This is a genomic window from Kribbella solani, assembly GCF_014205295.1.
In the GTDB taxonomy this organism is placed as follows: Bacteria; Actinomycetota; Actinomycetes; order Propionibacteriales; family Kribbellaceae; genus Kribbella; species Kribbella solani.
Genome location: NZ_JACHNF010000001.1, coordinates 6035869 through 6049744 on the forward strand (window position 1 = coordinate 6035869; position 13876 = coordinate 6049744).

Annotated in this window: 14 protein-coding genes; 9 read left to right on the forward strand and 5 right to left on the reverse strand. The window is 68.2% G+C overall.

Annotation, left to right across the window (positions count from 1 at the left end; translation table 11 throughout):
- Window positions 1-103: 103 nt before the first annotated feature.
- From HDA44_RS27795 to HDA44_RS27805, 3 genes are read right to left on the reverse strand one after another with little or no spacing between them, the layout of a single operon-like run.
- A complete protein-coding gene (locus tag HDA44_RS27795; RefSeq protein ID WP_184839351.1) occupies window positions 104-862 on the reverse strand; it encodes an IclR family transcriptional regulator in 759 nt (252 codons plus the stop codon).
- Between the two features lie 38 nt (window positions 863-900).
- Window positions 901-1092: a hypothetical protein gene (locus HDA44_RS27800; RefSeq protein ID WP_184839353.1), complete on the reverse strand. Its 192-nt coding sequence runs from the start codon at window positions 1090-1092 to the stop codon at window positions 901-903.
- Window positions 1089-1985: a GNAT family N-acetyltransferase gene (locus tag HDA44_RS27805; RefSeq protein ID WP_238352563.1), complete on the reverse strand. Its 897-nt coding sequence runs from the start codon at window positions 1983-1985 to the stop codon at window positions 1089-1091. Before HDA44_RS27805 ends, HDA44_RS27800 begins: the two co-directional genes overlap by 4 nt.
- Window positions 1986-2091: 106 nt before the next feature.
- On the opposite strand from HDA44_RS27805, the gene hutH reads away from it, so the two are divergent.
- The 9 genes from hutH (at window position 2092) to hutI (ending at window position 12708) form a co-directional block, all read left to right on the forward strand.
- A complete protein-coding gene (hutH, locus tag HDA44_RS27810; RefSeq protein WP_184839355.1) occupies window positions 2092-3633 on the forward strand; it encodes a histidine ammonia-lyase in 1542 nt (513 codons plus the stop codon).
- A gap of 15 nt (window positions 3634-3648) precedes the next feature.
- Entirely contained in the window at window positions 3649-5304 is a 1656-nt protein-coding gene (gene hutU, locus HDA44_RS27815; RefSeq protein ID WP_184839358.1) for a urocanate hydratase, read from the forward strand.
- A gap of 132 nt (window positions 5305-5436) precedes the next feature.
- On the forward strand, window positions 5437-6435 hold the full coding sequence (locus HDA44_RS27820; RefSeq protein WP_184839360.1) for an ABC transporter ATP-binding protein: 999 nt from the start codon (window positions 5437-5439) through the stop codon (window positions 6433-6435).
- Window positions 6432-7088, forward strand: a complete 657-nt coding sequence (locus HDA44_RS27825; RefSeq protein WP_184839362.1) for an ABC transporter permease — start codon at window positions 6432-6434, stop codon at window positions 7086-7088. The genes HDA44_RS27820 and HDA44_RS27825 overlap by 4 nt, the downstream gene beginning before the upstream one ends.
- A gap of 1 nt (window position 7089) precedes the next feature.
- Entirely contained in the window at window positions 7090-7740 is a 651-nt protein-coding gene (locus HDA44_RS27830; RefSeq protein WP_184839364.1) for an ABC transporter permease, read from the forward strand.
- Window positions 7741-7819: 79 nt separating this feature from the next.
- Entirely contained in the window at window positions 7820-8743 is a 924-nt protein-coding gene (locus tag HDA44_RS27835) for an ABC transporter substrate-binding protein (RefSeq protein ID WP_184839366.1), read from the forward strand.
- 493 nt (window positions 8744-9236) lie between these two features.
- Window positions 9237-10193: an allantoate amidohydrolase gene (locus HDA44_RS27840; RefSeq protein WP_420488546.1), complete on the forward strand. Its 957-nt coding sequence runs from the start codon at window positions 9237-9239 to the stop codon at window positions 10191-10193.
- Window positions 10190-11536 (forward strand): formimidoylglutamate deiminase, encoded by a 1347-nt coding sequence (locus tag HDA44_RS27845; RefSeq protein WP_184839368.1) that lies wholly within the window; start codon window positions 10190-10192, stop codon window positions 11534-11536. The genes HDA44_RS27840 and HDA44_RS27845 overlap by 4 nt, the downstream gene beginning before the upstream one ends.
- Complete coding sequence (gene hutI, locus HDA44_RS27850) at window positions 11533-12708, forward strand: imidazolonepropionase (protein ID WP_184839370.1); 1176 nt, start codon at window positions 11533-11535, stop codon at window positions 12706-12708. The genes HDA44_RS27845 and hutI overlap by 4 nt, the downstream gene beginning before the upstream one ends.
- 50 nt (window positions 12709-12758) lie before the next feature.
- On the opposite strand, the gene HDA44_RS27855 is transcribed toward hutI, so the two are convergent.
- Both HDA44_RS27855 and HDA44_RS27860 read right to left on the reverse strand, forming a co-directional pair.
- Window positions 12759-13160 carry a hypothetical protein gene (locus tag HDA44_RS27855; RefSeq protein WP_184839373.1) on the reverse strand — a complete coding sequence of 134 codons (402 nt, stop codon included), beginning with the start codon at window positions 13158-13160 and terminating at the stop codon, window positions 12759-12761.
- 32 nt (window positions 13161-13192) lie between these two features.
- Entirely contained in the window at window positions 13193-13612 is a 420-nt protein-coding gene (locus tag HDA44_RS27860) for a hypothetical protein (RefSeq protein WP_184839375.1), read from the reverse strand.
- Between the last annotated feature and the right edge of the window lie 264 nt (window positions 13613-13876).

The following is a 13876-nucleotide window of genomic DNA, read 5'->3' on the forward strand; positions in this document are numbered from 1 at the left end:
TTCAACTGGGCGGACAGAAGATGTTCCCTCCAATCTCACGCCCAGCAACCACCCCCCAGCAACCAGTAGTCGCCCAACGGTCAAACCCCCGCGCCCGACGGTCTCAACCGTGCAGGCGGCGGGTTAGTGCGGTGGCGGCTTGGTGGATTTTGTGGGCCAGGTGGGGGCGGTCGGTGGTGGGGACGGTATCGGTGCGGAAAGTGACGCTGATGGCAGCTACTGGGTGGCCGGAGTGGTCGAGGGCGGCGCTGGCTACCGTGGCGACGCCGGGGGTGATGAATGAGTCCTCGACCGCGAAACCCTGGCGTTTCTCGTCGGCCAGGAGGCGGCGGAGCTGGGTCAGGGATTGGGGGCCCTGGTCGGTGCGGCGGACGAACGACTCAGGGTCGGGGAACAGCGCCCGGACCTGAGCGGGTGGCAGCTCGGCGAGTAAGGCGCGGCCGGAGGCGGTCAGGGTGGCGGGGAGGCGTACGCCGACGTCCGTGACCAGTGTGACCGGCCGCGGCGGCTGTTCCTTGAGCAGGTAGACAAGCTCACGCCCGTGCAGTACGCCGAGGTGCGCGGTCTGTCCGACCTCGTGGACCAGCTGCACCAACAGTGGTCGCGCCAACCGTTCCAGCGGGTCGTGCCGCAAGTACGCGGAGCCGATCTCGAACGCGGCCACCCCCAGCCCGTACCGCTTCTCTTCGGGCAGATGGACGACGAAACCTTCGTCGATCATTGCCCGCAGCAAGTGGTACGTGGACGAGCGTGGCAGTCCGACCGCGGAGGCGATGCGCTCCATCGGTACCGGACCGGGCTGTGTGGCCAGGAACGTCAGCACCCGCAACGTGCGGGTCGAGGCGGGAACGTTGCCGCTCACAACCGCAGGCTACCCCCACCGCTCCGGAACGCAGGCGCTCAAACCCCGGACGATTCCCGTTTCCGCGCGCGGCTGCGCTGCATCCAGTACCGGAAACCCTCGCCGACGACCGCCACCGCGAACAATCCGCCGGCGACGCCCCAGTCCATGAAGTCCGGCCCGGAAACCAGGTAGCCGACCACCAGCGCCAGCACGAGGAAGAACAGCAACGAGAGGAACAGTCGTTTCACAGTGCCTTCTCCGCGGTCCACGCACCCGAAGTCACCCGGTACCCGAGCCACTTGTTCACCGCGAGCATCGGCGCGTTCGCGGCGTCGTTCCCGGTCGAGGCGACGGTGAAGCCGGCGTCCCGCGCCCGGGCGAGCGCGGCGGACTTCACCACCTTCGCCAGTCCGCGCCCGCGTGCCGCCGGGATCGTGCCGGTCAGGTTCGACCAGATCATCCCGCGGTCCGGGTCGGCGGTCGTGGTGACAAAGGACAGCACCTGGTCACCGTCCAGCACGGCGAAGCTCAAGTCGTGCCGTCCGTCCGGGTTGTGCCACGACACGTCCACCCATTCCTCGTACGCGGGTCCGCCCGACAGACCACTCGGATCGTCGTCCCGGACCGCGATTTCCGCGTCGAACAGCTGCCGCGGTGTCAGCGTGCTGTAATCCAACACCCGCAGGCCCGCCGGCGGATCAACCGGTTCAGGTACGGCGGAGAGCTCCGCCGCGGCGTGCGCCATCTGCCGCCCGAGCGTGAACCCATGCCGCTCCGCGAAACCCTTCGAGGCGTCGTCGTCACGCACCGCCACCAGCAGTCGCCCAGCGCCGGTCGCGACGGCCCGCTCGGTGATCGCGGCCAGCAGCGCGCTCCCGATCCCACGCCGCCGAACCTCCGGTGGCACCTGGACCGTGATGCGTACCCGCGGCGCCCGCGCGTCCGGCGGCGGCAGATAGATGTTGGCGTACCCGACCACGTCCGCGCCGTCCGCCGCGACCAGTACGCCGCGACTCTGCCCGTGCCGCAGCTCGAGCTCGACCGCGCGTGCTGTTTTGACCAGTTGCGGCATCGTGACGGCCCAGATCCGGGCAACCCCCACCGCGTCCGCCGGAACCGCAGTCCGGACCTCGAACCCCATACGAGGAGCGTACGGCTACCGAGGGTCGCGACCGTGTCTCGGACCCGAGACAGAAACTGGTACGGCGCTGCTGTCGATCCCGGCGGCCGCGCGGTGCAATGACTAGGTGGAGAACACGGTGATTGTCGGCGTCGGCCCGCTGACCCCGGCCGAAGTGGTCGCGGTCGCGCGGTACGGCGCGCAGGTACGGATCGACGACCAGGCGCTGGAGGAGATCGCGAAGTCGCGGGCCGCGATCGAGGCACTGGCCCATGCGGACACCCCGCACTACGGCGTCTCGACCGGTTTCGGCGCGCTCGCGACCCGGCACATCGCGCCGGAGCTGCGGGCCCAGTTGCAGCGCAGCCTGATCCGCTCGCACGCGGCCGGCTCCGGCCCGGAGGTCGAGCCCGAGGTCGTCCGCGCCCTCGCGCTGCTGCGGCTGTCCACCCTCGCGACCGGACGTACCGGGGTGAAGGTCGAGACCGCGCAGGCGTACGCCGGGCTGCTCAACGCCAACCTGACTCCGGTCGTGCACGAGTACGGCAGCCTCGGCTGTTCCGGCGATCTCGCGCCGCTGTCGCATGTCGCGCTGGCGATCCTCGGCGAAGGCAAGGTCCGTGATGCCGACGGCAACCTTCTCGACGCCGGCGAGGCGCTGCGCGCGCACGGTCTGACGCCGATCGTGCTGGCGGAGAAGGAAGGTCTGGCGCTGATCAACGGCACCGACGGGATGCTCGGCATGCTGGTGCTCGCGCTCGCCGACCTGGACCGGCTGTTCCGGACCGCCGACCTCGCCGCCGCGATGAGCGTCGAAGCCCAGCTCGGCACCGATCGGGTGTTCGCCGCGGACCTGCAGGCCCTGCGGCCGCACCCCGGCCAGGCCGCGGCGGCCGCGAACCTGCGCGCGATCCTCAAGGACAGCGCGATCGTCGCCAGCCACCGTGGTCCGGACTGCAACCGGGTCCAGGACGCGTACTCGCTCCGGTGCTCGCCGCAGGTTCACGGCGCCGCCCGTGACACCGCCGCCCACGCGAAGAACGTCGCGGCCAACGAGCTCCAGGCCGCGATCGACAACCCGGTCGTGCTGCCGGACGGCCGGGTCGAGTCGAACGGCAACTTCCACGGCGCCCCGATCGGGTACGTGCTGGACTTCCTCGCGATCGCCGTCGCGGACCTGGCGAGTATCAGCGAACGCCGCACCGACCGCTTCCTCGACGTCGCCCGCAACCACGGTCTGAACGCGTTCCTGGCCGACGATCCGGGCGTCGACAGCGGTCACATGATCGCGCAGTACACGCAGGCCGCGATCGTGTCCGAGCTGAAGCGGCTGGCCGTACCCGCGAGCGTCGACTCGATCCCGAGCAGCGCGATGCAGGAGGACCACGTCTCGATGGGCTGGTCGGCCGCACGCAAGCTGCGCAAGGCCGTCGACGGCCTGCAGCGGGTGCTCGCGATCGAGATCCTGACCGCCGCGCGGGCACTCGACCTGCGCGCCCCGCTCACGCCCGCACCGGCGACGGCCGCCGCCCAAGCGGCGCTGCGGCAGTACGTCGATGGTCCGGCCACCGACCGGTTCCTCGCCCCCGAGCTCGAACACTCCGTCCAACTCGTTGCCAATGGCACCTACATCGAAGCCGTCGAGACCGTCACCGGTCCGCTGAATTGAGAGGCTGGATCACCCATGTCCGGACCACGTCCCGTCCGCGCGCCCCGCGGTACCACCCTGACCGCTCGCGGCTGGCAGCAGGAGGCAGCGCTGCGGATGCTGCAGAACAACCTCGACCCGGAGGTCGCCGAGCACCCCGACGAGCTGGTCGTGTACGGCGGTTCCGGCAAGGCCGCGCGGGACTGGAACTCGTTCGACGCGATGGTCCGGACGCTGACCACGCTGAAGGACGACGAGACCATGCTGGTCCAGTCCGGCCGCCCGGTCGGGGTGATGCGGACACATGAGTGGGCGCCGCGGGTACTGATCGCGAACTCGAACCTGGTCGGCGACTGGGCCACCTGGGAGGAGTTCCGCAAACTAGAGGCGATGGGGCTGACCATGTACGGCCAGATGACGGCCGGGTCGTGGATCTACATCGGCACCCAGGGCATCCTGCAGGGTACGTACGAGACGTTCGGCGCGGTCGCGGAGAAGAAGTTCGACGGCTCGCTGGCCGGTACGGTCACGCTGACCGCGGGCCTCGGCGGAATGGGCGGCGCGCAGCCGCTGGCCGTGACGATGAACGACGGCGTGGCGATCTGCATCGACGTCGACGAGTCGCGCATCCAGCGCCGGATCGAGCACCGCTACCTGGACGTCCGCGCGTCCTCCGTCGATGAAGCGCTTCAACTGGCCGAAGAGGCGAAGAAGGCGCGGCGGCCGTTGTCGATCGGCGTGCTCGGCAACGCCGCGACGATCGTGCCGGACCTGCTCAAGCGGGGTGCGCCGATCGACGTCGTCACCGACCAGACCTCGGCACACGACCCGTTGATGTACCTGCCGGTCGGCGTCGAGTTCGACGACTGGGCGGCCGCGCGGGAGAAGGACCCGGCCGGGTTCACCGAGCGGGCGCAGGAGTCGATGGCCCGGCACGTCCAGGCGATGGTCGAGTTCCAGGACGCGGGCGCCGAGGTGTTCGACTACGGCAACTCGATCCGGGACGAGGCGCGCAAGGCCGGGTACGCCCGCGCGTTCGAGTTCCCCGGTTTCGTACCGGCGTACATCCGGCCGCTGTTCTGCGAAGGAAAAGGCCCGTTCCGGTGGGCGGCGCTGTCGGGTAATCCGGCCGACATCGCCAAGACGGACCAGGCGATCCTGGACCTGTTCCCGGAGAACGAGCACCTGAGCCGCTGGATCAAGCTGGCCGGGGAGCGGGTCGCCTTCCAGGGGCTGCCGGCCCGGATCTGCTGGCTCGGCCAGGGCGAGCGGGACAAGGCCGGCGTCCGGTTCAACGACATGGTGGCGTCGGGTGAACTCGAGGCGCCGATCGTGATCGGCCGGGACCACCTGGACACCGGCAGCGTGGCGTCGCCCTACCGGGAGACCGAAGGCATGCTGGACGGCTCGGACGCGATCGCGGACTGGCCGTTGCTGAACGCGATGGTGAACGTGTCCAGCGGCGCGTCCTGGGTGTCGATCCACCACGGCGGCGGCGTCGGCATCGGCCGGTCCATCCACGCCGGTCAGGTGTCGGTTGCCGACGGCACCGACCTGGCCCGGCAGAAGCTGCAGCGGGTACTGACGAACGATCCGGCGATGGGTGTGATCCGTCACGTCGACGCCGGCTACGACCAGGCGGCCGAGGTCGCGGCCGAGCGTGGCGTCCGGGTTCCGATGCGGGAAAGCTGACTGTCCGCGACCAGCACAATCTGTACTGCTACGGTACACATTTCCAACCGGTGAGAAACCGTGCGAGCACGTGGTTCAGGACCAACGGTCCGCTAGGGTCTTTCGGGCGACCAACGAGCGCGAAGGGGCGCCATGATCGAGTTCGAGGACGTCACCAAGCAGTATCCGGACGGCACCGTCGCCGTCGACAAACTGTCCCTGCGGATCCCGAGCAACCAGATCACCGTGTTCGTCGGCCCGTCCGGCTGCGGCAAGACCACGTCGCTGCGGATGATCAACCGGACCATCGAACGGTCCGGTGGCACGATCTCGATCGACGGGGAGGACATCAACTCCCAGGACGCGGTCACGCTGCGGCGCGGCATCGGGTACGTGATCCAGAACGCCGGACTGTTCCCGCACAAGACAGTGGTGGACAACATCGCCACCGTGCCGAAACTGCTCGGCTGGGACAAGCGCAAGGCGCGCGGTACGGCGATGGAACTGCTGGAACGCGTCGGCCTGGAAACCAAGATGGCCGAGCGGTACCCGGCGCAACTGTCCGGTGGGCAGCAGCAACGCGTCGGCGTCGCCCGTGCCCTCGCGGCCGATCCCAAGATCATGTTGATGGACGAGCCGTTCAGCGCCGTCGACCCGATCGTCAGGCATCAGCTGCAAGAGGAGCTGCTGCGCCTGCAACGCGACATCGGCAAGACGATCGTGTTCGTCACGCATGACATCGACGAGGCGATCAAGCTCGGCGACAACGTGGCAGTACTGCAGGTGGGCGGGAAGCTGGCGCAGTTCGCGCCGCCGGCCGAGCTGCTGGCGAACCCGGTCGACGATTTCGTCCGTGGGTTCGTCGGGCAGGACCGCGGTTACCGGGCGCTGACGTTCGTACACCCGGAGAACCTGGCGGTGCGGCCGCTGCCGGACGAGCTGGCGTTGCGCGACGGCGTACCTGTCGGGTGGCGGAACGGCTCCGAAGAGCTGCTGCCGGTCGGCGCGGTCTTCAAACGCGGCGACTCGTTGCGCGCGGCCCTCGACGCCGTCCTCACCTCGCCCACCGGCTGCGGAATCTGCGTCGACGACGACGGCAAGGCCATCGGCGTCATCGACCAGGCAGCCGTTGCGGAAGCGCTTCGCCCATGACGTGGATCGGCGACAATCTCGGGCTGATCTGGGAGCAACTGCGGGAGCATCTGTACCTGGCGATCCTGCCGGTCATTCTCGGGCTGATCATCTCGGTGCCGCTCGGGTACGTCGCGACCCGCTACGCCTGGCTGGCCAACCCGCTGATCGCATTCGGCGGCATCCTGTACTCGCTGCCGTCGATCGCGCTGTTCATCGTGCTGCCGGCGATCCTCGGGACCAAGGTGCTGTCCGAGGTGAACATCGTGGTGGCACTGACCATCTACACCGTGTCGCTGCTGATCCGGAACGTGATCGACGGACTCCGATCCGTGCCACCGGACGTACGCCAATCGGCGATCGCGGTCGGGTACGGATCGATGCACCGGCTGGTCGCGATCGACCTGCCGATCGCGGTGCCGGTGATCTTCACCGGACTGCGCGTGGTCACGGTCGCGAACATCTCGATGGTGAGCGTCGGCGCGGTGATCGGGATCGGCGGCCTGGGTGAGCTGTTCACGCTCGGCTTCCAGAAGGCGTTCCTGACGCCGGTCGTGGTCGGCGTGGTGCTCTCGCTGGCGCTGGCGTTGCTCGCGGACTTCGTCCTGGTGACCCTGCAACGGGTGCTGACCCCGTGGACCCGCGTCGTGGCGCCCGTAGGGGAGGTGGCGTGACATGTGGCAGTTCCTGACCGACTCGTACAACTGGTCCGGCAACGAAGGCATCTGGGCGCGGATCGTCGAACACCTCTGGTACACGTTTGCCGCGCTCGGCCTGTCGGTGCTGATCGGACTGCCGATCGGCCTCCGGATCGGGCACACCCGGCGTGGCGCGTTCCTTGCCATCAACACCGGCAACGCGGCCCGCGCGCTGCCCAGCCTCGGCCTGCTGATGCTGGCGGTGCTGCTGACCGACCAGATCGGCTTCCTGCCCGTACTGATCGCCCTGGTCGCGCTCGGAATCCCGCCCATCCTCGCCTCGACGTACGCGGGACTGTCCGGTGTCGATCCGGCCACGATCGACGCCGCTCGTGGCATGGGGATGACCGGGCGGGAGATTCTGACCAAGGTGGAGATCCCGATCGGGCTGCCGCTGATCATCTCCGGCATCCGCAGCGCCACCCTGCAGATCGTCTCCACCGCGACCATCGCGGCGCTGGTGTCCCTCGGCGGGCTCGGCCGGTACGTGATCGACGGGCTGAAGCTGCGCGACTTCCCGCAGATGTTCACCGGCGCGCTGCTGGTGGCCCTGATGGCGCTGCTGCTGGACGCGTTGTTCGCGCTGATCGGGCGGATCACCGTCTCACCGGGACTGAAAACCGGCTGAACTGTCCGTACGACCTGATGAACTTGGGCTACATCCATCGGCACCGGCCGGTGGCTGAACGAGAACACTGGAGGCTCTCGTGTTGAGATCCACACTCATCCGTACCGCGATCGCCGGCGTGGCGGTCCTCGGCCTGGCCGGCTGTGGGGGTGGGGGCGACCAGCTCGGCAGCGGCAACGCGGGGTCCTCGCCCGCGCCGTCCAAGGTGACCAGCATCACCGTCGGGTCCGCGGACTTCTCCGAGAGCCAGCTGCTGGCGGAGATCTACGGGCAGGCGCTTGCCGCCAAGGGCATCGACGTGAAGAAGAAGCCGAACATCGGCAACCGCGAGACGTACATGGCGGCAATCAAGGACGGGTCCGTCGACCTGGTGCCGGAGTACACCGGCGCCGCGCTGGCGTACTTCGACAAGAACTCCACCGAGACCGACCCGCAGAAGGCGTACGACGCGCTGAAGAAGGCGCTGCCGTCCGGGCTGGAGATCCTGGAGATGTCGCCGGCCGCCGACGAGGACACCATCGTGGTGACCAAGGCGACCGCCGACAAGTACAACCTGAAGTCGATCGGTGACCTGAAGGGGAAGAACCTGGTCGCCGGTGGCAGCTCCGAGTTCAAGGTCCGGACCGCCGGGCTGAAGGGCATGAAGGAGAAGTACGACGTCGACTTCAAGGACTACAAGACGCTGGACGCGGGCGGCCCGCTGAGCATCAAGGCGCTGGAGGACAACACCATCCAGGTGACCGACCTGTTCACCACCCAGGCCGTGATCAAGGACAAGGGCTGGGTGCAGCTGGAGGACCCGGAGAACATCCTGCCGCCGAACAACATCGTTCCGCTGATCCGTACCGACCACAAGTCCGACGACGTCGCCAAGACACTGAACGCGGTCGACGCCAAGCTGACCACCGACGACCTGACCGCGCTGGTCAAGCGGATGGACGTCGGCAAGGAGAGCGCGGACGCGGTCGCGAAGGACTGGCTGTCGAAGAACCCGCTGTCCTGAGAGCCCTGCCGTGAGCTTCGAATCCCTCTGGGCCGACCAGTCGGCCATCGGCCGCCACCCCGAAACCGGCGGCTACACCCGAGGCGGCTGGACCCCCAGCGAACGCGAGGCGACGCACTGGTTCCTGAACCAGTGCGCCACCCGCAACCTGACAGTCGAATCCGACGGCATCGGCAACCACATCGCCTGGTGGAACCCGCGCGGAGAGCCGGTCCACCGGCCGGCTCCCCGCGTGGGCGGTACCGCACAGCCGACTTACCCCGGTGGTCCGGGTGCGCGCCCCGGTGACCCGGGCAGTGGTGTCGGTGACCGGGGCACGGGTGTCGGTGCCTCGGGCTCACGTGTCGGTGACCCGGGGTCAGGCGCAGGTGCTTCGTACGCAGTTGCCGGTGGGGATGCTGGATGGAGCGGTTCTTCTGCTTCGCCGGGCGGGGAGCCGGCCGGAGGGCCGGCTTTCCGGCCGGGGGTTGTCACTGGGAGTCATTTGGACTCGGTGATTGATGGTGGGGCTTTTGATGGGCCGCTGGGGGTGGTTTCGGCTTTGGCGGCTGTGGATCGGTTGCGGGCGGAGGGGTTCGAGCCGGGCGTGCCGATCGGCATCGGGGCGTTTGTGGAAGAAGAAGGGTCGCGGTTCGGGATGCCTTGTCTGGGGTCCCGCATCGCGGCCGGAGTACTGCCTGCTGAGAAGGCACTGCGGTTGACGGATCGCACGGGTGTCGAGCTGCGGCAGGCGCTGGAAGAGGCCGGGATCGACCCGGCCGGCGTCGGCCCGTCCCCACTGATGCAGCGAATGGGGACGTTCGTCGAGCTGCACGTCGAGCAGGGCCGCGGACTGACCGCACCCGTCGGAGTCGCGAGCTCGATCTGGCCGCACGGGCGGTACCGGTTCACGTTCACCGGCGAGGCGAACCACGCCGGCACGACCCTGATGGAAGACCGGCACGACCCCATGCTCACGTACGCGATGACCGCGCTGGCCGCGAACAAGCAGGCCCGGCTGGCCGGCGCCCGCGCCACCTTCGGCCGGGTCGCGGTCGAACCGAACGGCACCAACGCGATCCCGTCCCAGGTAACGGCATGGCTGGACGCCCGCGCCGCCGACACCGCCACCCTCGAATCGTTGCTCGCGGCAATCACCAGGCTATCCACCGAACGCGCCGAGCGCGACGGCACCACCGTCGAGGTGACGGCGGAGTCCGTCTCACCGATCGTCGACTTCCCGGCCGGTCTCCGCGATCGCCTGTCCGACGTACTGGGCGGCGCCCCGGTGCTCCCGACCGGCGCCGGTCACGACGCCGGCGTGTTTTCCGCGGCCGGCATCCCGACCGCGATGCTCTTCGTCCGGAACCCGACCGGCGTATCCCATTCACCCGCCGAGTACGCCGAACCGGACGACTGTCTCGCCGGCGTCGAGGCGCTGGCCGCCGTACTGAAGGACCTCGCGAAGTGACGTCGTACTGGTGCGAGACCGCTCTCCTCCCGACCGGTCTCGCCGCGAGAGTTCTCGTCACGATCGCCGACGGTCGCTTCACCACGGTCGGGCCCGACACCGACCCGGGGGACGCGACGATCCTGCACGGCCTCGTCGTCCCCGGCCTGGCGAACTGTCACAGTCACGCGTTCCACCGCGCGCTCCGCGGCCGTACGCAGACCGAGCGTGGCACGTTCTGGACCTGGCGCGAGCAGATGTACGCCGTCGCCGCCGCGCTCACCCCGGACACGTACTACGACCTGGCGAAAGCCGTGTACGGCGAAATGCTGCTCGCCGGCATCACCGCGGTCGGCGAATTCCACTACCTCCATCACGCCCCCGGCGGCAGTCGCTACAACGACCCGAACGCGATGGGTACGGCCCTGATCGCCGCCGCCCGCGACGTCGGGATCCGGATCGCCCTGCTCGACACCTGCTACGTTGCCGGCGGCATCGACCAGCCGCTGAACGAGGTGCAGCAGCGCTTCAGCGACGGCGACGCGACGAGCTGGGCGTCCCGGGTCGAGCAGCTCACCGGCGCGGACATGGTGGCCGGCGCGGACGATGTGGTGATCGGGGCGGCCGCGCATTCGGTGCGGGGCGTTCCCCAGGAGCAGCTCGGCGCGGTCGCGGCCGCATTCCCTGACGTACCGCTGCATATTCATCTCTCCGAGCAGGTCGCGGAAAACGAGGCATGCCTCGCGGCGTACGGGCGTACGCCGACGCAGATCCTCGACGAAACCGGATTCCTCAGCGAGCGGACGAGCGCAATCCATGCGACCCATCTGACCTCGGTGGATGTGGAGTTGCTGGGGAGCTCGGCGACGTACGCGTGCTTCTGCCCGACGACCGAACGTGATCTCGCGGACGGGATCGGCCCATCGGTGCAGCTGCGCGACGCGGGGTCGCCGTTGACGCTCGGGTCCGACAGTCACGCGGTGATCGACCTGTTCGAGGAGATGCGCGCGGTCGAGCTGAACGAACGCCTCGCCACCCAGGAACGCGGCCACTGGTCAGCCCCCGAGCTACTCAAGGCCGCATCCGCCGACGGCCATCAGTCAATCGGCTTCCCCGACGCCGGCGCAATCCAGGTCGGCGCTCGCGCTGATCTGGTCGCAATCCGCCTGAACACGGTCCGCACAGCCGGCACCATCACCAGCGGAAGTTTCTCCGGGAGTGCGGAAGCTGTTGTTTTCTCGGCAACCGCCTCCGATGTTTCCGATGTCGTCGTCTCCGGCAACCATCTGGTTGCTGACAGCAATCACAATCGAATGGACGTCGCGGCCGAGCTGGCTGCCTCGATCACGGCGGTGACCCGATGAGTACCTTGCTGCTGACCGGAATCAACTCCCTGGTCACGAACGACCCGGCCCACGGCGGCCCCCTCGGCGAGCTGCACGACGCCGCCGTGGTGATCGACGGCGGCAAAATTGCTTGGGTCGGCCAACGACGAGACGCCCCGGCCGCCGACACCGCGCGCGACCTCGGTGGCCGCGCCGTGATCCCCGGTTTCGTGGACTCGCATTCGCACCTGGTGTTCGCGGGCGACCGCGCCGAGGAGTTCGCCGCCCGGATGACCGGCACGCCGTACTCGGCCGGCGGCATCCGTACCACCGTCGCCGCGACCCGCGAGGCAACCGACGACCAGCTGACCGCGAACGTCGCCCGCCTCGTCGCCGAGATGCGCCGCCAGGGCACGACGACGGTCGAGATCAAATCCGGCTACGGACTCACGGTCGCGGACGAGGCGCGCTCACTCCAGATCGCGCGCCAGTTCACCGACGAGACCACGTACCTCGGCGCGCACGTCGTACCGCTCGACTACGCCGACGACCCGGCCGCGTACGTCGAGCTGGTCACCGGTCCGATGCTCGACGCGGCGGCGAAGCACTCGAAGTGGATCGACGTCTTCGTCGAGCGCGGCGCTTTCGACGCGGATCAAGGCCGGGCGATCCTCACCGCCGGCATCGCGCGTGGCCTGCAGGCGCGGGTACACGCGAACCAGCTCGGCGAAGGCCCCGGCGTACAGCTCGCTTGCGAAGTCGGCGCGGCCGCCGCGGACCACTGCACGTACCTGACCGACGCCGACATCGACGCCCTCGCCTCGACCGGCGTCGTCGCCGGGCTGCTGCCGGCGATCGAGTTCTCCACCAGATCCCCGTACCCGAACGCCCGCCGGCTGATCGACGCCGGCGTCACCGTAGCCCTGGCCACCGACTGCAACCCCGGCTCCGGCTACTCGTCGTCGATGCCGTTCTGCATCGCCCTAGCCGTCCGCGACATGCACCTGACCCCCGCCGAGGCCCTCTGGTCCGCCACCGCCGGCGGCGCCACCGCCCTCCGCCGCCCCGACATCGGCCACCTGACCCCCGGCGCCCAAGCCAACCTGGCCATCCTCGACGCCCCCTCCTACCTCCATCTCGCCTACCGCCCCGGCGTCCCCCTCATCACCCACACCCTGATCGCAGGTCGCTCCCACCCAGTGCTGAACTGACCCTGCGCGACACCGGGTCAGTCCAACACGGCAACCAACACCCGATCTATTTATTTCCAGCCGCTACAGGAGCCGGCGCCACTCTGGACGAAGCAGGCCCGCGCCCAAACACTCTGCCCGCTCGCCAGGCTGTAGGTTCTGGTCATTTCCTTGCGCACGTTGTACCGAGGTCGCGCGTCGTTCTCCCACAGCTTCTTCTGATTCCCCACGAGGTTGCACCCGCTACGGCTCGAGGAAACACAGATCCAGGCAGTCATTTTGGCGCGGTCGGCTTCCATCCGTGCTTTGACGGTGGCACTTGTGCGGCTGGAAGTAATCGAGCCGTTGAAGTGGCTGCTGGTGCCGGCGGGGTCCGGGATCTCGAACTGCCGCTCAGCCGCTGCCGCCGGCACAACGGCAAGCCCAGAAATCGACACGCCGGTCAGCGCAATCAGGGCGATTCTACTGAACAAAACTCTACCTCCGATGACAGAATGCGGTACCGCTATTTCCAGCCGCTGCAGGTTCCGGTGCCGTCCGCGTGCACGAAGCAAGCGCGCACCCAAACGCTTTGCCCGCTGGTCTTCGTGTAGGTCTTGTTGACCCTGTAGTGGAGGAAATCTGAGTGTGGTCGTGAGTCCATTTCGACGACCTTCTTTTGATTTCCCACGAGGTTGCAGCCGCTGATGCTCGCGGAGATGCACGCCAGACCCGTCAGTTTGACAATGTAGGCGTCGGCGTATCCGTCGAACGTGGCCTCCGTGTTGCTGGTAATCAGCGAACCGCGAAAGTTGTTCCCGCCTCTGAGGGGGTCCTTGATTTCGAATTCTCGCCTGGTGGCCCCTGATTCCGCTGATGCCGGTGCGACGGCGAGGGTGGCGATCGAGACGCAGGCGAGGGCGGCCAGGGTGATTTTTTGGAACATGGTTCTACCTCCGACTTATTTGGCGGTCCGGGTGCAATAGTTGGTAACTGTCGGGTCAACTAAAGCATCAAGTAATGCCATTGTTCGAATGGAGCCGGAGGAGGCTACCACGTGAAACATTCGTGCGGATCCGGTCATTTTGGGCGAGTGTTGATATTCGGGTGCGCCGGTGGCTGTTGGGTGCGAAACTGGGGGTATGGATATCGCGATGCGGCTCAAGGGTGCGTTTCGTTGGCGTACTGACGCCGGCGTCTGAAGTTCGTA